Source organism: Bordetella genomosp. 8 (assembly GCF_002119685.1).
In the GTDB taxonomy this organism is placed as follows: domain Bacteria; phylum Pseudomonadota; class Gammaproteobacteria; order Burkholderiales; family Burkholderiaceae_B; genus Bordetella_C.
This window is the reverse complement of sequence record NZ_CP021108.1, coordinates 6,048,804-6,070,379: the sequence shown is the minus strand read 5'-3', so window position 1 is coordinate 6,070,379 and position 21,576 is coordinate 6,048,804. Positions and strand designations below refer to the sequence as shown.

Here is a 21,576-nt window from a genome sequence, read left to right as displayed (position 1 = left end):
ATAATCCGGCGTTTGCAAGGGTGGGCGTCAGTCCGCTACCGGTGTAGCACGCCGCGTCGCATCACAGAACTCGGGGTATACCGGCAGGTCTGGGCAGGCGAATGGAAAACATAGGCAAATCATAATCGGCGCGTATCAGCGCCGTGAGTCGATGCTGCGAACGTCGAGGTTTTCATGAAGCGTGTGCTGTCCCAGATGTTGGTTGTGGGCGGATTGGTTTTTGGTTCGGCCGCCATTTCTCCTGTTTTCGCGGCCGACGCTTCGGCCCCGGCCGCTAAGCCGGATGCGGCCAAGGGCGAGCAGCTCTACACCAACGGCGACCAGGCCCGCGGCATCATCGCCTGTGCCAGCTGTCACGGCGCCGCTGGCAACAGCACCATCCCCACCAATCCCAATCTGGCGGCCCAGTCGCACGAATACCTGGCCAAGCAGTTGGGCGATTTCCAGCTGAAGCAGGGCGCCAAGGCGCCGGTGCGCAACGGCGCGGGCGGCAATCCCACGCCGATGACCGCCATCGTGCAGTCGCTGACGCCGCAGGATATGCAGAACATCGCGCTGTACCTGTCGCAGCAGCAATTGAAGGAACCCGCCACCGCCGGCCAGAAGTCGCTGATCGAGCGCGGCCAGACCATCTGGCGCGGCGGGCTGCCCGATCGCAACGTCCCCGCCTGCGCGGCCTGCCACTCCGCCAATGCCGCCGGCATTCCGGCGCAGTATCCGCGCCTGTCGGGCCAGTTTCCCTCCTATATCGAGGAACAGCTGAAGCTCTTCCAGGACGGCAGCCGCAACAACAGCGAGCCCATGCACGAAATCGCCAGCCGCCTGACGGCCGACGACATCAAGGCGGTGTCCGACTACGCGGCCGGCCTGCGCTGACGGCGCCGGCTGTCATCGGCGCGTCAGCGCGGAGGCTGTATTGTCCGTAGTGCTGCGTCCGCGCCATGTCCTTGCCCCGGGCCTCGCCGTTGCGGCCGTTGGCCGGGCCCAACGGCCAGGCTGACTGGTCCCACGTCCTGGCGGATCGTCGCCCGGCTGCTTCAGGGCCCACTTTTTTCCGATGCATCAGAATCCGCCTTCCCCCCGCCCGACCCTGCGCAACCTGCCCGCGGACTTCGTGGAGCTCATGGGCTCCATGCGCTTCGCGGTCAGCCTGCTCATGTTCATCTGCGTCGCCAGCATCGTCGGCACGGTGCTGGTGCAGAACCAGGCGTCTTCCGCCTACATCGATCAGTTCGGGCCGTTCTGGTACGCGGTGTTCGACAAGTTTTCGCTCTGGCACGTCTACAACAGCTGGTGGTTCCTGCTGATCATGACTTTCCTGGTGGTATCCACCGGGATCTGCCTGACGCGCAACGCGCCCAAGATGCTGCGGGACGCGGTGTCCTTCCGCGAATACATACGCCTGTCCAGCCTGCGCGCGTTTCCGCAGCGCCTGGAATTCGACAGCGGCGCCGCGGCCGCCGATACGCTGGGCCGCGCGCGCCAGCTGATGAAGTCGCTGGGCTACGCGGTGAAGGAACGCCAGGACGGCGAAGGCGTGCTGCTCGCCGGCAAGAAGGGCAGCGCCAACCGCCTGGGTTATATCTTCGCGCACACAGCGCTGATCGTGATCTGCGTGGGCGGCCTGCTGGACAGCGAGCTGGCGGTGCGCGCGCAGGTCTGGCTGGGCGGCAAGAAGCCCATCGTCGAAAACATGCTGATCAGCGACGTGCCGCCCAGCGGGCGGCTGTCCATGAACAATCCCAGCTTCCGCTCCAGCATGATGGTGCCGGAAGGCGGGCGCGCCAATAATGCGGTGGTCATGGTCGGCGATGGCGCCCTGGTGCAGCCCATCCCGTTCACCTTGACGCTGAAGAAATTCATCGTCGACTACTACTCGACCGGCATGCCCAGCCGTTTCGCCAGCGAAGTCGAGGTGCGGGATCCCGATACCGGCAAGACCTTCGACAAGACCATCGAGGTCAACGAACCGCTCCGCTTCAAGGGCGTGACGGTGTACCAGTCCAGCTTCGACGACGGCGGCAGCACGGTGAAGCTGCATGGCTATCCCCTACGAGGCAGCGACCCCGCCACCTTCGATATTTCGGGCACGGTGGGCAAGAGCGCAGAGACCGGCAAGGACGCGCCGGCCGAGGCGCGCGACCTGAAGGTGGACGTCACCGCGTTGCGTCCCATCAATGTGGAAGACCTGTCCGGCGGCACGCCCAAGCCGGCGCGCGACTTCGCGCAGAACGTCGCGTCGGTGGCGGGCAGCGCCGCCGGCAAGGCCAACGCGAACCTGCGCAACGTCGGGCCGGCGGTCGAGTATCGCCTGATCGACGCCAGCGGCCAGTCGCACGAATTCCGCAACTACATGCTGCCGGTGCAGCTGGACGGTTTCCCGGTCTTCCTGGCGGGGGTGCGCAACAACGCCAACGAGAACTATCGCTACCTGCGCCTGCCGGCGGACGACGACAACTCCGTTGCCGAATTCATGCGCCTGCGCGCCTTGCTGGCCGACCCGCAGGCGCGCGCGGAAGCCGCGCGCCGCTTCGCCGAAAAGAATGCCCCGGCGGGCAGCGACCGCCAGCCCCTGGAGACGGCGGCGGAACGGGCGCTGCACACGTTTTCCGACGGCGGCCTGCAGGCGGTGGCGAACTTCCTGCAAAGCAACGCGCCGGCATCCGAACTGGAACGCGCCGCCGATATCGTCGTGCGCCTGATCGGCGCGAGCGTGGCCGAGCTGCGCGTCATGGAGCGCGAGCGCGCCGGCCTGCCGCCGCTGCCGAGCGACGGCGAAGCCGGCGAACGCGCCGCGGTCTGGTCGCGGGTGGCGGTGGCGGCGCTGTCCGATCTGGCGATGTATCCGGCGCCGGTGTTCTTCACCCTGGCGGACTTCAAGCAGGTGCAGGCCAGCGTGTTCCAGGTCAGCCGCACGCCGGGCAAGCAGGCCGTGTATGTCGGCTGCCTGCTGCTGATACTGGGCGTCTTCAGCATGTTCTATATCCGCGACCGCCGCGTCTGGGTCTGGGTGACGCCCGGCCCGGACGGCCGCGGCAGCGCCGTGCACGCCGCCATGACATCCCAGCGGCGTACACTGGATTTCCATCGAGAGTTCGAGCGGCTCAAAGAGGCGCTGCTGCGCCTGAAGCAGTGAGGTGCTAGTCATGTCCGAAACCGCGGTTTCCCCTTCGCACGACAATCTCTGGCAGGACGGCATGGCCGAAAGCGGCGATGCGCGCCTGCGGCGCGGACGTCCCGACTGGACCGACGCCGTGTTCTTCCTGCTGCTGGCCGCCGGCGCCGGCTATGCGCTGACCCGCTTCGCCGGGTCCATGGACTATTACGAGAAGGTCATCCTGAGCGGCGCCGTGCTGGTGCTCACGTGGATGGGCTGGCTGTGGCGTCCGCTGCGCCGGCTGATGGTCGCGGTGGCGCTGGCCAGCGGGCTGGCGGTCATGTTGTACGGCCATGACCTGGCGCGCGCCGAGGAAGTGTTTTTCCTCAAGTACCTGCTGTCGTCGCAATCGGCCATCCTGTGGATGTCGGCCCTGTTCGTGCTGGCGACGGTTTCCTACTGGCTGGGCTTGTTCAGTCCCACGGCGGCCTGGCTGGGCACGGCCTTGACCTGGGGGGCGGTGTTCGCCGGCGTCACCGGCATGCTGGTGCGCTGGCGCGAGAGCCACCTGATGGGCCCGGACCTGGGCCATATCCCGGTCAGCAACCTGTACGAAGTGTTCGTGCTGTTTTCATTGATCACGGCGCTGTTCTACCTGTACTACGAACGCCGCTACGCCACGCGGGCGCTGGGCGGCTTCGTGCTGCTGGTGATCTCGTCGGCCGTGATGTTCCTGCTGTGGTATGCCTTCACGCGCGACGCCGCGCAGATCCAGCCGCTGGTGCCGGCATTGAAAAGCTGGTGGATGAAGCTGCACGTGCCGGCCAATTTCATCGGCTACGGCACGTTTTCGCTGTCGGCCATGGTCGGCTTCGCCTACCTGGTGAAGGAAAACGGCGAGACCACGTCATGGCGCAAGCTGGCGCCCTTGTTCGTGCTGGGCGTGCTGCTGTGCGTGGAGCCCATGGTGTTCCGCACCAAGGGCTTGTCGGCGGCGTGGATGACGTATTTCGGCCTGGGCGCCGTCATCGTGGGGGCCATCCTGGTGGGGCGCCGCAGGGTGGCCGCGGCCTTGCCGCCGCTGGCGGTGCTGGACGACATCATGTATCGCGCGATCACCGTGGGGTTCGCGTTCTTCACGGTGGCGACCATACTGGGCGCGCTGTGGGCGGCGGATGCCTGGGGCGCTTACTGGCAGTGGGATCCCAAGGAAACCTGGGCCCTGATCGTCTGGCTGAACTATGCCGCCTGGCTGCACATGCGGCTGATCAAGGGCCTGCGCGGCGCGATGGCGGCATATTGGGCCCTGGTGGGATTGCTGATCACCGGCTTCGCCTTCCTGGGTGTGAACATGTTCCTGTCCGGCCTGCATTCCTACGGGCAACTGTAGGCCCGGCGGCGAGCTTCTCGCCAGGACGGAAAGCTTCGCCACCGCGCGTCCGGGCATCGAGTCCGGGCGCGCGGTTTCTTCTCATGGCAGCGTGGATTCGCCGCGCATCAGGTCTTCCACCGTCTCGCGCTGGCGGATCACGTGGAATTGCGCGCCGTCGACCATGACTTCGGCGGGACGCGGGCGGGTGTTGTAGTTGCCCGCCATGACCATCCCGTAGGCGCCGGTGGATTCGATGGTCAGGACGTCGCCGCGTTCCACCGCCAGCGCGCGTTGCTTGGCCAGCCAGTCGCCGCTTTCGCAGACCGGCCCCACGACGTCGTATTCCTGCGTCGCCCCGCCCCGGGGGTGGACCGGCAGCACGCCATGCCAGGCGTCGTACAGCGTGGGCCGGATCAGATCGTTCATGGCCGCGTCGACGATGGCGAAGTTGCGCGCCTCGGCGTGCTTCAGGAACTGCACGGTGGTCAGCAGGACGCCCGCGTTGCCGACCAGGGAGCGGCCTGGCTCCATGATCAGTTTCAGATGGCTCAGGCCGCGCGCGTCCAGGCGCGCGTAGACCTGGTCCAGCAGCGCCGCCGGCCGCAGCGGGGTTTCATCCGTATAACGGATGCCCAGGCCGCCGCCCAGGTCCAGGTGTTCGATGTGGATACCGGCCGCCGCCAGGCCGTCGATCAGGTCGAGCAGCTTGTCCAGCGCGTCCAGGTAGGGGGAAACGTCGGTGATCTGCGAGCCGATGTGGCAGTCCACGCCCGTCACCGCGATCCCTGGCAGGGACGCGGCCGCCTGATACACCCGCGGGGCGTCCGCGATGGCGACGCCGAATTTGTTTTCCTTCAGGCCGGTCGAGATATACGGGTGGGTGCCGGCATCCACGTCCGGATTCACGCGCAGGGACACACGGGCGGTTCGGCCCATGGACGTGGCGACATCCGATAGCAGATTCAGCTCGGCTTCCGATTCCACGTTGAAGCACTTGACGTCGGTTTCCAGTGCCTTGCGCATTTCCCAGGCCTGCTTGCCCACGCCGGAGAACACGATCCTGGCCGGATCCGCGCCCACGGCCAGCACGCGTTGCAGTTCGCCGCCCGACACGATGTCGAAGCCGGCGCCCAGGCGGGCGAATTCCTTCAGTACCGCCAGGTTGGAATTCGCCTTCATGCCGTAGCACACCAGGACGTCGCGGTCGCCGATGGCGTCGCGGTAGGATTCCCAGGCGGCACGCAGCGCAGCCCGCGAATAGACGTAGAGCGGCGTGCCCAGGCGGTCGGCCAGCAACTGCAGCGGCACGTCCTCGGCGCACAGCGCGCCGTCGCGGTAGTGGAAATGCGGGTAGCCGGCCGGCTGCGCCGGCGCGGAAATGGAAGCGTTCATCGTTGGGTGGCGGACGGCGGGAAATCGGGAAGCGCGGTGCCCAGGCGGACGCCGGAAGCGGCACGGAACTCCAGGGGTGCGATAACCTTGGGGGGCGGCTTCAGTACGGGGGCCTGCGATGCCGGGATGAGCGGGCCCTTGTAGCCGCAGGCCGCCAGCGATGCGGCTGCGCCCAGCGTGGCTACAATGCGCAGAGCGGTACGGCGGTATGCCGGGTGGGACACTGGGAACTCCGTAATTCTTGCAGACTGGATTATGAACGAAACCGAATTTCTTGCGTTGGCGGAACAGGTGCTCGACCGTATCGAAAGCCAGGCCGATGACTGGGCGGCTTCGCTGGACGTCGATGTCGAGGCCAACCGCAGCGGCAATGTACTGACCCTGGTTTTCGAGGACGACACGCACGTGGTCGTCAACAGCCAGGCCGCCATGCAGGAACTGTGGGTGGCGGCGCGCAGCGGGGGCTTCCATTACCGCTACGACGGCCAGCACTGGCTGGATACGCGCGGCGGGCCGCCGCTGCATGACGCCCTGTCGCAGATCTGTTCAGAGGCGGCAGGGGTGCCGATCGTCGTCCAGGTGTAGGGCTACTGCACCGGCAGTGAACCTTCGCCGAAACTGGTCCCGGAGGGCCGGTTGTCGGCGTTGGCCGAGCGCAGCGTATTCAGCAGGTCGCCCAGGCTGTCCGAGCCCGGCGCCGGCAGGCCCAGGCGGGCCACCGCCTGTCCAGGCGGGAATTCAGAGAAATAGAACTCGCCGTTTTCCACCAGCAGGCCATCCGGCCGCGGGCGCTGTTTCTGTTCCGGCACGCCTTTCAGCATTTCCTGCATATAGCTCAGCCAGATCGGCAGCGCGGCGCCGCCGCCGGTTTCGCGCGAGCCCAGCGACTTGGGCTGGTCGTAGCCCAGCCAGGCGGTGGCTTCCAGGCTGGGGGTATAGCCGGAGAACCAGGCGTCCACGGATTCGTTGGTCGTGCCCGTCTTGCCGGCGATATCGTTGCGCTTGAGGACTACCCGGGCGCGGGCGGCGGTGCCGTAGGTCGCCACGCCGCGCAGCATGTCGTCCATGACGAAGGCCGTGCGCGGGTCGATGGCGCGGGCAGCGGAATCGCCCGCCACCAGCGGCTTGGATTGCATGATGACCTTCCCGCTGCCGTCCGTGACGCGGTCGATCAGGTAGGGGGTGATGCGATAGCCGCCGTTGGCGAAGACCGAATACGCGCCGGCCAGCTGCAGGGGCGTGACGGAGCCGGCACCCAGCGCCAGGGGCAGCACCGCGGGCTGGCGCGACTTGTCGAAGCCGAAGCGCGTCAGGTAATCCTGCCCGTACTGCGGGCCGATGGCCTGCAGGATGCGGATGGAGACCATGTTCTTGGACTTGTACAGGCCTTGCCGCATGGTCAGCATGGGCTCGTACTCGTTGCCGTAATTTTTCGGCGTCCAGGCCTTGGAACCGGTCTGGGCGGCACTCATGGCGAAGGGCTGGTCGGAAATCTGGGTGGCCGGCGTCAGGCCGCGTTCCAGGGCCGCGGAATAGATGAACGGCTTGATGTTGGAGCCCGGTTGGCGCCATGCCTGCGTCACGCGGTTGAAATTGCCCCGGTAGAAATCGAAGCCGCCGACCATGGAGCGGATACCGCCGTCCTGCGGCGACAGCGAGACGAAGGCCGCCTGCACCGACGGCATGTTCAGGACTTCCCAATCGTCCGGCCCGATCTTGTGGATGTAGACCACGGAGCCGCGGCGCAGGCGCTGGTCGTCCTTGGCCTTGGGGTTCAGCGCGCGGGCGACGACCGCCAGGACTTTCTTGTCGTTGATAGTGATGATCTCGCGCGAGCTGCGCGCCACCTTGATCTCGGTGGGGCTGGCCGACAGCACCAGCGCGACCAGCAGGTCGTCGCTGTCCGAATACTTGTCCAGTACGCCGTCGAGCACGTCGTCCAGGGCTTGCGGGTCCTTTTCCACGCCGGCGGGCAGGTCGAGCTGGGCTTCCGGGCCCGGGTAGGGCGCGCGGCGGGTGTAGTCCAGCACGCCGTCACGCACCGCGCGGTAGGCCGCTTCCTGGTCCTTGGACTGCACGGTGGTGTAGATGTTGATGCCGCGCGAGTACACGTTGTCCTGGTAGACGCCGTACAGGAGCTGGCGCGCCAGCTCGGCCACATACTCGCCATGGATGGAGTAGCCGCCCGCGGGGGTGCCTTCGGCGGACTTGATGACGATGGGCTGGGCCATCGATTCCTTGTATTCGGGATCGGTCAGGTAGCCCAGGCTGCGCATGCGGCCCAGCACGTAATGCTGGCGCAGTTCGGCGCGCGGCAGGTTCGAGATCGGATTGAAGCGCGACGGCGCCTTGGGGATGCCGGCCAGCATCGCGGCTTCGGCCGGCGTGATCTGCGACAGCGGCTTGCCGAAGTACGTGCGCGAAGCGGCGGCGAAGCCGTAGGCGCGATGCCCCAGGTAGATCTGGTTCATGTATAGCTCGAGGATCTGGTCCTTGCTGAGGCTGGCCTCGATCTTGAACGTCAGCAGCAGTTCGTAGAACTTGCGGGTATAGGTCTTTTCCGACGACAGGTAGAAGTTGCGGGCCACCTGCATGGTGATGGTGCTGGCGCCCTGCGACTTCGACATGTTGACCAGGTTGGTCAGCCCGGCGCGCACCACGCCGGTCCAGTCGATGCCGCCGTGCTGGTAGAAGCGATCGTCCTCGGCGGCGAGCACCGCCGATTTCATGACATCGGGGATCTCGTTGAAGCGCAACACGTTGCGGCGCTCTTCGCCGAATTCGCCGATGAGCACCTTGTCCGCGGTGAAGACGCGCAGCGGGATGCGCGGACGATAGTCCGTCATCGCGTGCAGGTCGGGCAGGTTGGGCCAGGCCAGGGCCAGCGCCATGCCGCCCAGCAGCAGGCCGCAGCCGGCCAGGCCGGCGAAGAAAATGCCTAGCTTGAAGAAAAAACGGACAAAGGGGGAGCCGCTCGAATCGGGCTTTTCGTTCTTGGACGAAGGAGTCTGGGGCTTACTCATCGCCGCGATTTTACGGGGAAGCGGGCCGGCCATCCCTGCCGCGTGTGTGGTTTCTGTAACAGCGTTGTTCAGTGTGGCGCGCGGGCAACTGATCCGAATGGGATAATACGTCTTATGAACGCGTCCCAACCCGATTGCACGGCCGCCAAGCCGTCCGTCGAATCCGAATCCGAGACCTGCGCCGTCGTGGGCGCGGCGCCGCGCGTGAGCCTGCCGTACGACACGCCGATCTTCCTGGTCGGCATGATGGGGGCGGGCAAGACCACGATAGGGCGCTCGCTGGCGCGCGTGCTGGGCCGCGACTTCGTCGACCTGGACCATGAACTGGAATCCCGCTGCGGCGTGCGCGTGCCGGTCATATTCGAGATCGAAGGCGAGGCGGGCTTCCGCAAGCGCGAAGCCGCCGCGCTGGCGAATTGCGCCGCCCGGCGCGGCATCGTGCTGGCTACCGGCGGTGGTGCCATCCTGGCCGCCGAAAACCGCGCCGTGCTGCGCGAGCAGGGCATCGTCGTCTACCTGCGCGCCAGCGTGGATGAGCTTTACCGCCGCACCTGCCGCGACAAGAACCGCCCGCTGCTGGCCACCGCCGATCCCCGCGGCACCCTGCGCGACCTGCTGGCGCGCCGCGAACCCCTGTACCGAGAGGTCGCGCACCTGGTCATCGAAACCGGCTGCGTGCCCGTCAGCACGCTGGTCAAGCAGCTGACGCCAAAGCTGCAAGCCTACGAGAAGCAAGCATGAAAGTCGTCGATGTCGCCGTGCCCGGCGCCCGTTATCCCATCCGTATCGCGCCGGGCCGGCTCGACCATCTGGATGAGGCCATCCCGCCCAATGCCACCGCGATCGCCCTCGTCACCAATCCCACGGTGGCCGCGCTGTACGCCGAACGCGCGGAACGCGCGCTGGCCAGGACGGGGCGCAAGGTGGTGCGCATCGACCTGCCGGATGGCGAGGAGCACAAGGACAGCGGCACGCTGAACCAGATCTTCGACGTCCTGCTGTCCAACGGCTTCGATCGGCGTTCCGTGCTGGTGGCCCTGGGCGGCGGCGTCATCGGCGACATGACCGGCTTCGCGGCGGCGGTGTACATGCGGGGCATCCGTTTCGTGCAGGTGCCCACCACGCTGCTGGCGCAGGTGGATTCATCCGTCGGCGGCAAGACCGGGGTGAACCATCCCCTGGGCAAGAACATGATCGGGGCCTTCCACCAGCCGGTCGCCGTCGAAATCGATACCGACGTGCTGGCCACGCTGCCGGCGCGCGAGGTGTCGGCCGGGCTGGCGGAAGTCATCAAGTACGGCATGATCCTGGACGCCGATTTCTGGGCCTGGTGCGAGGCGAACGCCGCGCGGCTGCGCGCGCTGGACCGCGACGTGCTGGGACAGGCGATCCAGGTGTCCTGCGAACTCAAGGCCAAGGTGGTGGGCCAGGACGAGCGCGAATCGGGCCTGCGCGCGATCCTGAACCTGGGCCATACCTTCGGCCATGCGATCGAATCGGGGCTGGGATATGGCGCCTGGCTGCATGGCGAGGCCGTCGGCTGCGGCATGGTACAGGCCGCGGAACTGTCCGCCGAGGTCGCCGGCCTGCCGCGCGAGGACGTGGCGCGCGTCCGGAAACTGGTCGAGGCCATCGGCTGTCCAACCACGGCGCCGGACCTGGGCGCGGAACGCTGGCTGTCCTTGATGCGGGTGGACAAAAAGGCGGAAGGCGGCGAGATCCGCTTCGTCCTGACGCCACGTATCGGCCAGGCCATCATCCAGGGCGCGCCGCGGGACGCCGTGCTCCGGGTGCTGGAACGCACCGTCGCCTGAAACCTTCCGGCGATGGTCCGATAGACAGGAATCAACGATCATTGCCCTATGAACACTTACGCGGACACACTGGCTCCCTATGCCGCCGATCCCCTGCGCAGCCTGGGCCGCGCGCACAGCGAACCGCCGCCGCAGAACCGCACGGAATTCCAGCGCGATCGCGATCGCATCATCCATTGCACCGCCTTCCGGCGGCTGGAATACAAGACCCAGGTCTTCATCAACCACGAAGGCGACCTGTTCCGCACGCGGCTGACGCACAGCCTGGAAGTGGCGCAGATCGCGCGCACGCTGGCGCGCAGCCTGCGCGTCAACGAGGAATTGACGGAAGCCATCTCGCTGGCGCACGACCTGGGCCACACGCCCTTCGGCCACGCCGGCCAGGATGAACTGAATGCCTGCATGCACGAGCTTGCGCCGGGCGCCGGCGGCTTCGAGCACAATCTGCAGAGCCTGCGCGTGGTTGACGAGCTGGAAGAACGCTACGCGGCGTTCAATGGCCTGAACCTGTGCTTCGAGACCCGCGAAGGCATCCTCAAGCATTGTTCGCTGGCGCACGCGCGGCAGCTGGGCGCGGTGGGCGAGCGTTTCATTCGCCGCCGCCGGCCGTCGCTGGAGGCGCAATTGGCCAATCTGGCCGATGAGATCGCCTACAACAATCACGACATCGACGATGGACTGCGGTCCGGCCTGGTAACGGTGGAACAGATGCGCCAGGTACGCATATTCGCGCGCCATTACGATGTCGTGGCGGTGCAGTTCGCCGGTGTTCCGCAACGCCGGCAGATCGCGGAAACCATACGCCGGATGATCAATACGCTGATCGTCGACCTGACCGACACGACGGCGGAACGCATCGCCAGGCACCGGCCGGAAAGCGTGGACGACGTGCGCGAAGCGCCGGCGCTGGTGGGATTTTCCGAAGGGATACGCGCCGAGGCCGACGAGCTCAAGCGCTTCCTGTTCGAAAACCTGTACCGGCATTTCCGCGTGATGCGCATGACGTCCAAGGCGCGCCGCATCGTGCGCGACCTGTTCACCGCCTTCCTGGCGGATCCGCGCCTGCTGCCGCCGGATTACCTGCGGCGCGACGCGCAGCCGCGCGCCATCTCGGATTACATCGCCGGCATGACCGACCGCTACGCCATGCGCGAACACAAGCGGCTGTTCGATATGTCCTATTGATGGGCCCGCGCGGGCTCCTGCCGGTCCGCCTGCGCGTGCAGACGCGTGCGCAGCCAGTATCCGCCCAGGATGGCGGCGGCCAGGGCGAAGCCCGCGCCGCATAGAAAGGCCAACTGGTATCCCTGGTTCAGCGCGACCGCGGGCGCCGCGCCAGCCGCGGCCGCGGCATGGGAGCGTGCCGCCGCCAGGCTGGCCAGGACCGCCAGTCCCAGCGAACCGCCCATCATGAACGAGGTATTCACGATGCCCGATGCCAGGCCGGATTCGTCGGGCTGGACGTCGCTCATCGCCGCCAGCAGGACGGGATTGAAGGCGACGCCGGCGCCCAGTCCGAGCAGCAGCATGCCGGGCAGCACGTGCAGCGCGAAGCTGCCCTGCACGGGCGCGTAGCCGAACAGCGCGAGGCCGATGGCGGCGATCAGCAGGCCGCCTCCCAATGGCACACGGATGCCGAAGCGCATGACCAGCCTGGCGGACAGCCCCAGCGAAAACGCGGCCATGATCAGGTTGGCCGGCAGGAACGCCAGGCCGATCTGCATGGCGTCGTAGCCCAGCACCAGTTGCAGGTACAGCGCCGAGATGAAGAACCAGGCGAACATCGCCGCCGCCCACAGCACCCCGACCACGTTGGACACGGCCAGGTTGCGCAGGCGGAACAGGCGCAGCGGCACCAGCGGGGCGCGCACGCGCGCCTCGATGGCCAGGAACAGCGCGAGCAGGATGACCGCCGCCGCCAGCATCGCGACGGACTGCGTGGAGCCCCAGCCCGCTTCATTGCCGTTGACCACCGCATACACGGCCAGCATCAGCGCGGCTGTGATCGTGATCGCGCCGGCCACGTCCAGGGGACCGTCCATGGCCATGCCGCGGCCGCGCGGGATGAGGGCCAGGCACAGCGCATAGACCGCCACGCCGATGGGCAGGTTGACCAGGAAGATCCAGTGCCAGCTGAGGGTGGACGTCAGCAGGCCGCCCAGCAGTACGCCGATGCTGCCGCCGCCCGCGCAGACGAAACCGTAGATGCCCATGGCCTTGGCGCGTTCGCCCGCTTCGGTGAACAGGTTCATCACCAGCGACAGCGATACCGCCGAGACGACGGCGCCGCCCAGGCCCTGCACGGCGCGCGCGGCGATCAGGAATTCGCGCGTGTGCGCCATGCCACAGGCCAGCGAGGCCAGGGTGAACAGCGCCAGGCCGGCCAGGAACATGCGCCGGTGGCCGTAGAGATCGCCCAGCCGGCCGCCCAGCAGCAGGAAGCCGCCGAAGGTCAGCATGTAGGCGTTGACGACCCACACCAGGGACGTTTCGGTGAAATCCAGGTCGGCGCGGATGGATGGCAGCGCCACGTTCACGATGGTGGTGTCGAGCACGATCATCAGTACGCCCAGGCATAGCACCGTCAGCGCGTACCAGCGTCTACGGCCTTCTATGCCGTGTGTCATGTGTCTTCTCCTTTTCAGTGCGGATCGCGGGGGCGCGGGAAGCGAGGCGTCCACGCCTGCCCGCGCCTGTCGGTATCCAGCACGACGATCGACGGCAGCGGATTTCGACAGGCGGCTCAGCGTTGCGTGCGATAGGGCTCGTCGGGCGGCAGGAAGATGCCTTCCGCCCTGGCGTCGCGCATCCACGCCTGCATGGCCGGCAGCGCCAGGATGGCGTCCATGTACTCGCGCACCGGGCCCGCGGCGGCGGTGACGCCGTAGGTGATGAAGCGGGACACCACCGGCGCGAAGAACGCGTCCGCGATGGAAAACGCGCCGAACAGGAAGGGGCCGCCCTGGCCGTATTCCGCCCGCGTATCCTGCCAGATCGCCTGCACGCGCGAGATGTCCTGCTGCGCCGCGGGCGAAATCTCTATGCCGGGTAACAGCGCTTCGATGTTCATGGGCAGGACATTGCGCAGATCGGCGAAGCCGCTGTGCATCTGCGCGGCCAGGGAACGTGCGCGGGCCCGGGCGCGCGGGTCGGCGGGCCACAGCCGCGCCTGCGGATGGCGTTCAGCCGCGTATTCGCAGATGGCCAGGGAATCCCAGACGGCGAAATCGCCATCCAGCAGCAAGGGCACCGTGCCCGACGGCGTCAGCGGCGCCAGCCGCGCCGCGAATTCGGGCGTGAACAGCGTCAGCTTTTCTTCCTTGAACGGAATGCCGCCCACGCTCAACGCCAGCCACGGCCGCAGCGACCACGACGAATAGTTTTTATTGCCGATCAGAAGGGTGTACATGGACGCTCCAGGATAATCGGGCTTGTTTGCAGCGGCGTGTCCGCCCCGCGCGGAGACGCCGTCCTTCGCAGTCTACTTCGCCTTCCTGCGCAGCGGCGTCGCGGCGGGCGGCACGGCGTTGGCGGCCTCCAGCACGCGTTGCAGGTAGTGTCCGGTGTGGCTGCCCGCCGTCCGCGCCACGTCTTCCGGGGTGCCTTGCGCCACCACGCGGCCGCCGCCGTCGCCACCTTCCGGACCCATGTCGACCACCCAGTCGGCGGTCTTGATGACGTCCAGGTTGTGCTCGATGATCAGCACCGTGTTGCCGGCGTCGACCAGCTGGTTCAGCACCTTCAGCAGCAGTTCGATGTCGCGGAAATGCAGCCCGGTGGTGGGCTCGTCCAGGATGTACAGGGTGCGGCCGGTGCTGCGCCTGGACAGTTCCTGCGACAGCTTGACGCGCTGCGCTTCGCCTCCCGACAGCGTGGTGGCGCTCTGGCCCAGGCGCAGGTAGGACAGCCCCACGTCCATCAGCGTGTGCAGCTTGCGCGAGATGGCGGGCACCGAGTCGAAATATTCCAGCGCCTGTTCGACGGTAAGGTCCAGCACTTCGCTGACGTTGCGGCCGCGGTAGCGGATTTCCAGCGTTTCGCGGTTGTAGCGCTTGCCCTGGCAGACGTCGCAGGGCACGTACATATCCGGCAGGAAATGCATTTCGACCTTGACCACGCCGTCGCCCTGGCAGGCTTCGCAGCGGCCGCCCTTGACGTTGAAGCTGAAACGTCCGGGATCGTAGCCGCGCGTACGCGCTTCCGGCACGCCGGCGAACAGTTCGCGGATGGGCGTGAAGAGCCCGGTGTACGTCGCGGGGTTGCTGCGCGGCGTGCGGCCGATCGGGCTCTGGTCGACGCTGATGATCTTGTCGAAATGCTCCAGTCCTTCCAGCGCCACGAACGGCGCCGGTTCGGCCTGGGCGTGATGCAGCTGGCGCGACACGGCCACCGCCAGCGTATCGTTGATCAGCGTGGATTTGCCCGATCCGGATACGCCGGTCACGCAGACCAGGCGGCCGGCGGGCACCCGCAGGTCGACGTTCTTCAGGTTGTTGCCGCTGGCGCCGGCCACCACCAGCCAGGGCAGCTCGTCATTGACGGGACGACGCTCGGGCACCTGGATGGCGCGGCGGCCGCTCAGGTACTGGCCGGTGAGCGATTGCGCGTCGTCCTGCACTTGCGCCGGCGTGCCCTGCGCCACCACCTGGCCGCCGTGTTCGCCGGCGCCGGGGCCCATGTCCACGACCCAGTCCGCGGAACGGATCATGTCTTCGTCATGCTCGACCACGATGACGCTGTTGCCCAGGTCCCTGAGATGCTGCAGGGTACCGATCAGGCGGTCGTTGTCGCGCTGGTGCAGCCCGATGGAGGGCTCGTCCAGCACGTACATCACGCCGGTCAGGCCAGAACCGATCTGGCTGGCCAGGCGGATGCGCTGGGCCTCGCCGCCGGAGATCGTATCCGCGCTGCGGTCCAGGGAAAGGTAGTTCAAGCCCACGTTGTTCAGGAAGCTGAGCCGGGCTTCGATCTCGCGCACGATGCGCTGCGCGATTTCCTGCTTGGCGCCGGCCAGCGCCAGTTCCTGGAACCAGCGCAGGCAGTCCGACAGCGGCATGCCTTCCACTTCGTAGATCGCCAGGCCGCGCCGTTCGCTGTCGTCACGCTTTTCGGCGCCGATCAGCACGTGGCGCGCTTCGGCGCGCAGCCGCGAGCCGTGGCAGGCGGGGCAGACCTTGATGTTGCGGTACTTGCCCAGTTCTTCGCGCACGGTGGCCGAATCGGTTTCCTTCCAGCGCCGTTCCAGATTGGGAATCACGCCTTCGAAGACGTGGCGCTTGACGGTGCTGCGGCCTTTTTCGTTCAGATAGACGAAGGCGATTTCCTCTTCGCCCGAACCGTACAGCACCTTGTCGCGCACGGATTCCGGCAGCGCTTCGAAAGGCGCTTCGATATCGAATTCGTAATGCGCGGCCAGGCTGGTCAGCAGCGAATGCGTGAAGGCATTGCGGCGATCCCAGCCACGGATCGCGCCGGCCGCCAGGCTGAGCTCCGGAAATGCCACTACGCGCTTGGGATCGAAGAAGCCTACCTGGCCGATGCCGTCGCAACTGGGGCAGGCGCCCATCGGGTTGTTGAAGCTGAACAGCCGCGGCTCGAGTTCGGGCAGGCTGTGGCTGCACACGGGACAGGCGTAGCGGCTGGAAAATACGTGTTCGTGCGCGCCGTCCATGTCCAGCGCCACGACCCGGCCGTCGGCCAATGCCAGTGCGGTTTCGAAGCTTTCCGCCAGGCGCTGCCCGCTTTCGGCGCGCACGCGCAGCCGGTCGATCACGACGTCGATGTCGTGTTTTTCGGTTTTCTTCAACGCCGGCAGGCTGTCGATTTCGACCATCTGCCCATCGACGCGCAGGCGCACATAGCCCTGCGCCTGGAGGCTGGCGATTTCGTCTTCGAAGGTGCCCTTGCGGGCACGCGCCACAGGCGCGAGGATCGCCAGGCGCGTGTCCGCCTGCCAGCCCAGCACGGTATCGACCATCTGGCTGACGCTCTGCGCCTGCAGCGGCAGGCCGTGGTCGGGGCAATACGGCGTGCCGACGCGGGCGAACAGCAGGCGCAGGTAATCGTGGATTTCGGTGATGGTACCGACGGTGGAGCGGGGGTTATGGCCCGCGGCCTTCTGCTCGATGGAAATCGCCGGGGACAGGCCCTCGATCAGATCGACATCCGGCTTGTCCATCAGTTGCAGGAACTGCCTCGCGTAAGCCGAAAGGCTTTCAACGTATCGGCGCTGGCCTTCCGCGTATAGTGTGTCGAACGCGAGCGAAGACTTGCCCGAACCGGACAGACCCGTTATCACCACCAGTTTCTGCCGGGGCAGATCCAGCGAAACGTTCTTCAGGTTGTGGGTGCGTGCACCCCGAATGCGTATCGCGTCCATCGGGTTTAAGCAATTCCAAAGGCCAACTTGGTACTATAGCGCGCCGAATTCGTCCGTGTTCGGGGTCGTGGCCAGGCCGTTCTGCACGGGCGTCGCGTTTACCCGCCGTTCCACAACAATCAGATCGCGCGCAGCAGACCCGATTCCCCCGCATGCCGTCACGCCCCCGCCTTCAGCTGACTCCCAACGAAAGACGCACCAGCATCGCCCTGGCAGGGTTGTTTGCCTGTCGTATGTTGGGGCTGTTCCTGCTTTTGCCAGTGTTCGCGGTGGCCGCGCGCGGCCTGCCCGGCGGCAACGATCCTGCCAAGGTCGGGCTGGCGATGGGCATCTACGGGCTGACGCAGGCGGTGCTGCAGATACCGTTCGGGCTGGCGTCGGACCGCTGGGGCCGGCGTCCGGTGGTGCTGCTGGGCCTGGTGCTGTTCGTCGTGGGCAGCGTGATCTGTGCCCTGTCCCCCAATGTTTTCTGGATCACCATCGGCCGCGCGGTACAGGGCGCCGGAGCGATCTCCGCCGCCATCACCGCCTGGATCGCCGACGCTACGCGCGACGAGGTCCGCACCCGCGCGATGGCCATGGTCGGCGCGTCCATCGGCGTGTCCTTCGCCGTGTCGCTGGTGGCCGCGCCGCTGCTGACCGGCTGGTGGGGCTTGCCCGGCCTGTTCTGGACCATCGCCTGCCTGGGCGTGCTCAGCTTCGCCGTGGCGCGCTGGTGGGTGCCGGTCGTGCCGCTGAGCGGCAACCGGACCATGCGGGGTGCCCGGCCGTCCCAGGTATTGCTGCACGGCGACCTGCTGCGGCTGAATTTCGGCGTGTTCTGCCTGCACCTGATCCAGGTTTCGCTGTTCGTGGTCGTGCCCGCGCTGATGGCCCGGCTGGACGGCCTGGACGTGCACGACCTGTGGGAAATCTACCTGCCCGTCATCGTGGCGTCCTTCGTGCTGATGGTGCCCGTGGTGTTCGTGGCCGAGAAGTATCGCGCGCACCGCGGCGCGCTGGTCGGCGCGGTGGGGGGATTGATCGTGGTGCTGGGCTTGATGCGCTGGGGGCAGGGCAGTTTCCACGCCATGCTGGTGCTGCTGACCCTGTTCTTCGTGATGTTCAACGTGCTGGAAGCCCTGCAGCCGTCGCTGGTCTCGCGCGTCGCGCCGGCGGCGTACAAGGGGCTGGCGCTGGGCTTCTACAACACGTCGCAGGCGGCCGGCCTGTTCTGCGGCGGGGCGCTGGGCGGGATACTGGCTGCCCATGCGGGGCCGAGCGCCGTGTTCCTGACGGTGGCCGGTCTTTCGGTGGTGTGGCTGGCGGCCACCTGGGGCTTGAAACCGCTGGGCTGACGCGGACTCGATCACGCAGGGGCTGGCCCGACCTTGGGGCATGGCTGTGCAGGGCGAGCGCGACGGTTTTGTCCACGCCGGTAAAATTCGGCCCCCAGGTGCGGTAAGCTTGCCGTATCGCTGTCCGGGCCGACGGACGCATCCGACGTCGGGCGCCTGATCAGCACAGCGCGGGATCGCGTCGCTCCGATCCGGCGCGACGCACATTCAAATGAAGTTATTTGCCCCATGGACCCTTCCGGGATGGGCAATCTAGGGAAATCAGCACATGGCATCTGTCAATAAAGTCATCCTCGTCGGCAACCTCGGGCGCGATCCCGAAGTGCGCTACAGCCCCGAAGGCAGCGCCATCTGCAATCTGTCCGTCGCGACGACGTCGCAGTGGAAGGACAAGGCCTCCGGCGAGCGGCGCGAAGAAACCGAATGGCATCGCGTGGTCATGTACAACCGTCTGGCGGAAATCGCCGGCGAATACCTCAAGAAGGGCCGTTCGGTCTATATCGAAGGCCGCCTGAAGACGCGCAAATGGCAGGACAAGGACACCGGCGCCGACCGCTACAGTACCGAAGTCGTGGCCGACCAGATGCAGATGCTGGGCGGCCGTGAAGGCGGCGAAGGCGGTGGTGGTTTCGGCGGCGGTGGCGGCGGTGGTGGCGGATACGACGACGCCCCGCAACGGGCCCCGCGCCAGCAGGCCCAGCGCCCGGCGCCGCAGCGTCCGGCCAGCCCGCCCGCCGGCGGTGGCGGCGGCGCGGCGAACCTGACGGACATGGACGACGATATTCCGTTCTGAACGTCCCGGTCCGTTTTCCGGAAGACCCCTGCCCAGCCTGGCTGCGCAGGGGTTTTTTCTTTGCGATGGCTTCGGGTTCCTTGCATGGTGGCCTTCGCCGATAGCACCGCACGCGTCGAATTTTTGTAAATGTCCGGTCCGTCGGGAGCTCATCTGTTTGCAAGTCGTTGAGCCACAAGACGTTTTTTCTGCCCCGCGTTGTCGGGGCGCGACGGCGCCTGAAATATCGTTGTCATGTCAATGGAATCGCACCCAGAATAATGAAGAAGCCAACGACAACAATATTTCATGAGCACACTTCCTCCGGAGTGGTCGTGCAAGACCGCCGCGGGTCAGGACGTCGTGTTGGTGCTTGCCGAGAAGATAGGCGCCGGCCATGATCGCGAGGTCTGGCGGCATCCCTTGAACCGCGCGCTTGGGGTCAAGGTGGCGAAGCCACAGCATGAACGGGCGCAGAACGACATCGACCTGCACTACAGCGTCCACCTGGAACGGTCGGGCGTCAAAGGGCCGCACCTGCCGCGTGTGCACGGCTGGGTACAGACCAATCGTGGCCGCGGCCTGGTGGTGGACCTGGTGCAGCGGCCGGACGGCACGCCCTGTCCGACCTTGTCGCAGGCCTTGCGCGGCGGACTGATCAGCGAAATGGAAGCCGTGGGCCTGGTCTACGAGGCCTGCGACTGGCTGATCCGCAATAACGTCATCCTGGCCGACTATGGCATCGACAACTTCCTGGTGCGGGAGTCGTCGCTGGAAGGACGCGCCTATCTGGTGTTCGTCGACGGCCTGGGCACGCGGCACTTCGACTTCAAGTATTGGGCCCGCTGCAGGTTCACGGCGCTGGAGCAATGGGCCGCGCGGCACAAGGCCCGGTCGTTCCGCGAGAAAACGCTGGACATGCTGCGCGACCGGTCAAGCCGGCTCTGGGTGCCCAAGAAAAAGCAGTGCGTGCCGGCTTGATTCTTCCATGCTGACGCCTGTGTGGCAGAACAGCGTGGCGGGGAGCCGGCCGCGCCGGACCTGATCCAGGTACATGGCGTACAGGGATTCGATGGCCTCGCGCGACATTTCCTGTTTACGCTGGTGGATGACGTCCGGCGGACAGGTGGCGACGATGAGATGCCGCGGCGGCGGGGCCAGCGCGCTGCATGCGCCATAGGCCGCGATGCGCCGGAAGGGCTGCGTCGCGGTGAGGCGGACGTTGCGGACGAAGTAATCGTAGAAGTAGCGGTCCAGCACCAGCGGGCGGCGCCAGCCGCCGAACAGCTGCGCCAGCGAGAAGGCGATCCACGCGACGGGAAGGACCAGCCAGAGCCTTTTTTCCTCGCGCACGTTGCGCGGCTCCCGGCCCCAGTAGAACAGCGGTTTGCGGAACAGGCGCTTGAAGCGCTTGAAACGGAAGCGCCGTCCCAGCGGACTGGCCTGGACGGCGTCGATCAGCGTGCCCTTGCCGCTGCCGTCCGGCCCGACCACCGCGATCGTGCGCCAGGAAGGCCAGTGCGCAAGGCGCCGTATGCGCCATGCCAGGCGCTTGAACGCGATGGCGATGGGCGAGACGGTCGGGATGTTGTGTTCGAGCAGGTAGGCCGTCGCGGTATGGTGCGCGGCGTCCAGTCCCACGGTGCCGGCCAGCAGGCCGCGCATGGCGCCGCTCAATCCCGGGATATCCGCGACACGGTCGGCGAAGTACGCAAGGCGATCGCGCACCAGCGGCACATCCAGCTTCTTGCGCTTGTGGTGCAGGTGCAGCAGGAACAGCGCGGCCAGGAGCGCCTCACGATTCCTGGCGTCCAGCCGCTCATAGGTGGCGTAGTCGACGCCGCCTCGGCTCAGCCGGCCGACGTCGCCGCGCGTGCGCAGTTCGGCGTGCGGCCAGAACTCCAGGGTTACGCGGTGCTGGTCGTCGTGCAACAGCTCGATCTGCCGCTTGAAGGGCGATGACTGGCGCAGGATGAAGCTGACGCCGGCTTCCTGGCAGATGGCGAACACGCGGGCCAGTATCTCGTCGAAGCGCGCCTCGTCGATGAGGAAGTCGAAGTCGCCTTCGAAGATGTCCTCGCCGTCGAAGTCGCGCGGACGCAGCATGACCCACGGAAGGCGCGGGCCCCGGCCAGGGTCGATGAGGGAGCGCAGGACCTGCGCGCATCTGGATGTGTTGGCGGTCCTGGGAGTATCCATTGTTCGGCGCCCCTGCGGCCGCGCCGCGTTGCGCGCCGTGGATATCGAGGGCATGTCGCTCGCGGAAGTTTTTCTGCGCGCCAGTGTCAATGACGGTGCGTCAAATTTTCATCAAATTCCCAAATTGCGGACGCACGGACGCCACAAAGGATGAGGACGCTGGGTGACGCGTCCGCGGGTATTTCCGGCCC

Annotated in this window: 17 protein-coding genes; 10 read left to right on the top strand and 7 right to left on the bottom strand. The window is 66.7% G+C overall.

Translation table 11 applies throughout. From position 1 onward, the window contains the following. Positions 1-174: 174 nt before the first annotated feature. From CAL12_RS27465 to ccsB, 3 genes are all read left to right on the top strand, one after another. Positions 175-876: a c-type cytochrome gene (locus tag CAL12_RS27465; protein ID WP_198298339.1), complete on the top strand. Its 702-nt coding sequence runs from the start codon at positions 175-177 to the stop codon at positions 874-876. 256 nt (positions 877-1,132) lie between these two features. Further along, positions 1,133-3,136 (top strand): cytochrome c biogenesis protein ResB, encoded by a 2,004-nt coding sequence (locus CAL12_RS27460; RefSeq protein ID WP_086068154.1) that lies wholly within the window; start codon positions 1,133-1,135, stop codon positions 3,134-3,136. A 61-nt stretch (positions 3,137-3,197) separates the two neighbouring features. After that, positions 3,198-4,487, top strand: coding sequence for a c-type cytochrome biogenesis protein CcsB (gene ccsB, locus CAL12_RS27455; protein WP_420042804.1), 1,290 nt, complete (start codon positions 3,198-3,200; stop codon positions 4,485-4,487). A gap of 81 nt (positions 4,488-4,568) precedes the next feature. On the opposite strand, the gene lysA is transcribed toward ccsB, so the two are convergent. Both lysA and lptM read right to left on the bottom strand, forming a co-directional pair. After that, complete coding sequence (gene lysA / locus CAL12_RS27450; protein ID WP_086067504.1) at positions 4,569-5,861, bottom strand: diaminopimelate decarboxylase; 1,293 nt, start codon at positions 5,859-5,861, stop codon at positions 4,569-4,571. Further along, on the bottom strand, positions 5,858-6,085 hold the full coding sequence (gene lptM / locus CAL12_RS27445; protein WP_086067503.1) for an LPS translocon maturation chaperone LptM: 228 nt from the start codon (positions 6,083-6,085) through the stop codon (positions 5,858-5,860). Before lptM ends, lysA begins: the two co-directional genes overlap by 4 nt. 31 nt (positions 6,086-6,116) lie before the next feature. On the opposite strand from lptM, the gene cyaY reads away from it, so the two are divergent. Beyond that, positions 6,117-6,446, top strand: a complete 330-nt coding sequence (cyaY, locus tag CAL12_RS27440; protein WP_086067502.1) for an iron donor protein CyaY — start codon at positions 6,117-6,119, stop codon at positions 6,444-6,446. Between the two features lie 2 nt (positions 6,447-6,448). Here the strand turns inward: cyaY and CAL12_RS27435 are convergent, their stop codons facing one another. Next, complete coding sequence (locus tag CAL12_RS27435) at positions 6,449-8,884, bottom strand: penicillin-binding protein 1A (RefSeq protein WP_086067501.1); 2,436 nt, start codon at positions 8,882-8,884, stop codon at positions 6,449-6,451. 243 nt (positions 8,885-9,127) lie between these two features. Between CAL12_RS27435 and CAL12_RS27430 the strand changes: the two genes are divergently transcribed. The 3 genes from CAL12_RS27430 to CAL12_RS27420 are packed head-to-tail and all read left to right on the top strand — an operon-like array spanning position 9,128 to position 11,883. Further along, a complete protein-coding gene (locus CAL12_RS27430; protein WP_232465003.1) occupies positions 9,128-9,625 on the top strand; it encodes a shikimate kinase in 498 nt (165 codons plus the stop codon). Next, complete coding sequence (gene aroB / locus CAL12_RS27425; protein ID WP_086067499.1) at positions 9,622-10,698, top strand: 3-dehydroquinate synthase; 1,077 nt, start codon at positions 9,622-9,624, stop codon at positions 10,696-10,698. Before CAL12_RS27430 ends, aroB begins: the two co-directional genes overlap by 4 nt. Before the next feature lie 48 nt (positions 10,699-10,746). Then, on the top strand, positions 10,747-11,883 hold the full coding sequence (locus CAL12_RS27420; RefSeq protein ID WP_086067498.1) for a deoxyguanosinetriphosphate triphosphohydrolase: 1,137 nt from the start codon (positions 10,747-10,749) through the stop codon (positions 11,881-11,883). Here the strand turns inward: CAL12_RS27420 and CAL12_RS27415 are convergent. The 3 genes from CAL12_RS27415 to uvrA all read right to left on the bottom strand — a co-directional run bounded on the left by CAL12_RS27415 (position 11,877) and on the right by uvrA (position 17,077). Beyond that, positions 11,877-13,325 (bottom strand): DHA2 family efflux MFS transporter permease subunit, encoded by a 1,449-nt coding sequence (locus CAL12_RS27415; protein ID WP_086067497.1) that lies wholly within the window; start codon positions 13,323-13,325, stop codon positions 11,877-11,879. The genes CAL12_RS27420 and CAL12_RS27415 overlap by 7 nt on opposite strands. A gap of 116 nt (positions 13,326-13,441) precedes the next feature. Next, positions 13,442-14,107, bottom strand: a complete 666-nt coding sequence (locus CAL12_RS27410) for a glutathione S-transferase family protein (protein WP_086067496.1) — start codon at positions 14,105-14,107, stop codon at positions 13,442-13,444. A 72-nt stretch (positions 14,108-14,179) separates the two neighbouring features. Continuing rightward, positions 14,180-17,077, bottom strand: a complete 2,898-nt coding sequence (gene uvrA / locus CAL12_RS27405) for an excinuclease ABC subunit UvrA (protein WP_086067495.1) — start codon at positions 17,075-17,077, stop codon at positions 14,180-14,182. A gap of 152 nt (positions 17,078-17,229) precedes the next feature. Here uvrA and CAL12_RS27400 point away from each other — a divergent pair, with 152 nt between their 5' ends. From CAL12_RS27400 to CAL12_RS27390, 3 genes are all read left to right on the top strand, one after another. Further along, entirely contained in the window at positions 17,230-18,414 is a 1,185-nt protein-coding gene (locus tag CAL12_RS27400; protein WP_086067494.1) for an MFS transporter, read from the top strand. A 268-nt stretch (positions 18,415-18,682) separates the two neighbouring features. Beyond that, entirely contained in the window at positions 18,683-19,207 is a 525-nt protein-coding gene (gene ssb, locus CAL12_RS27395) for a single-stranded DNA-binding protein (protein WP_086067493.1), read from the top strand. A 288-nt stretch (positions 19,208-19,495) separates the two neighbouring features. After that, complete coding sequence (locus CAL12_RS27390) at positions 19,496-20,167, top strand: YrbL family protein (RefSeq protein ID WP_086067492.1); 672 nt, start codon at positions 19,496-19,498, stop codon at positions 20,165-20,167. Here the strand turns inward: CAL12_RS27390 and CAL12_RS27385 are convergent. Then, the gene (locus CAL12_RS27385) at positions 20,120-21,385 is read right to left on the bottom strand and encodes a hypothetical protein (RefSeq protein WP_157793146.1); all 1,266 of its coding nucleotides are present in this window, start codon (positions 21,383-21,385) and stop codon (positions 20,120-20,122) included. The genes CAL12_RS27390 and CAL12_RS27385 overlap by 48 nt on opposite strands. Positions 21,386-21,576: the final 191 nt, after the last annotated feature.

What these genes read in the sequence shown, in the direction of transcription:
- CAL12_RS27465 (WP_198298339.1), top strand. Translation starts at nt 175, where the DNA reads ATGAAGCGTGTGCTGTCCCAGATGTTGGTTGTGGGCGGATTGGTTTTT.
- CAL12_RS27460 (WP_086068154.1), top strand. Translation starts at nt 1,133, where the DNA reads ATGCGCTTCGCGGTCAGCCTGCTCATGTTCATCTGCGTCGCCAGCATC.
- ccsB (WP_420042804.1), top strand. Translation starts at nt 3,198, where the DNA reads ATGGCCGAAAGCGGCGATGCGCGCCTGCGGCGCGGACGTCCCGACTGG.
- lysA (WP_086067504.1), bottom strand. Translation starts at nt 5,861, where the DNA reads ATGAACGCTTCCATTTCCGCGCCGGCGCAGCCGGCCGGCTACCCGCAT.
- cyaY (WP_086067502.1), top strand. Translation starts at nt 6,117, where the DNA reads ATGAACGAAACCGAATTTCTTGCGTTGGCGGAACAGGTGCTCGACCGT.
- CAL12_RS27435 (WP_086067501.1), bottom strand. Translation starts at nt 8,884, where the DNA reads ATGAGTAAGCCCCAGACTCCTTCGTCCAAGAACGAAAAGCCCGATTCG.
- CAL12_RS27430 (WP_232465003.1), top strand. Translation starts at nt 9,128, where the DNA reads ATGATGGGGGCGGGCAAGACCACGATAGGGCGCTCGCTGGCGCGCGTG.
- aroB (WP_086067499.1), top strand. Translation starts at nt 9,622, where the DNA reads ATGAAAGTCGTCGATGTCGCCGTGCCCGGCGCCCGTTATCCCATCCGT.
- CAL12_RS27420 (WP_086067498.1), top strand. Translation starts at nt 10,747, where the DNA reads ATGAACACTTACGCGGACACACTGGCTCCCTATGCCGCCGATCCCCTG.
- CAL12_RS27415 (WP_086067497.1), bottom strand. Translation starts at nt 13,325, where the DNA reads ATGACACACGGCATAGAAGGCCGTAGACGCTGGTACGCGCTGACGGTG.
- CAL12_RS27410 (WP_086067496.1), bottom strand. Translation starts at nt 14,107, where the DNA reads ATGTACACCCTTCTGATCGGCAATAAAAACTATTCGTCGTGGTCGCTG.
- uvrA (WP_086067495.1), bottom strand. Translation starts at nt 17,077, where the DNA reads ATGGACGCGATACGCATTCGGGGTGCACGCACCCACAACCTGAAGAAC.
- CAL12_RS27400 (WP_086067494.1), top strand. Translation starts at nt 17,230, where the DNA reads ATGCCGTCACGCCCCCGCCTTCAGCTGACTCCCAACGAAAGACGCACC.
- ssb (WP_086067493.1), top strand. Translation starts at nt 18,683, where the DNA reads ATGGCATCTGTCAATAAAGTCATCCTCGTCGGCAACCTCGGGCGCGAT.
- CAL12_RS27390 (WP_086067492.1), top strand. Translation starts at nt 19,496, where the DNA reads ATGAGCACACTTCCTCCGGAGTGGTCGTGCAAGACCGCCGCGGGTCAG.
- CAL12_RS27385 (WP_157793146.1), bottom strand. Translation starts at nt 21,385, where the DNA reads ATGGATACTCCCAGGACCGCCAACACATCCAGATGCGCGCAGGTCCTG.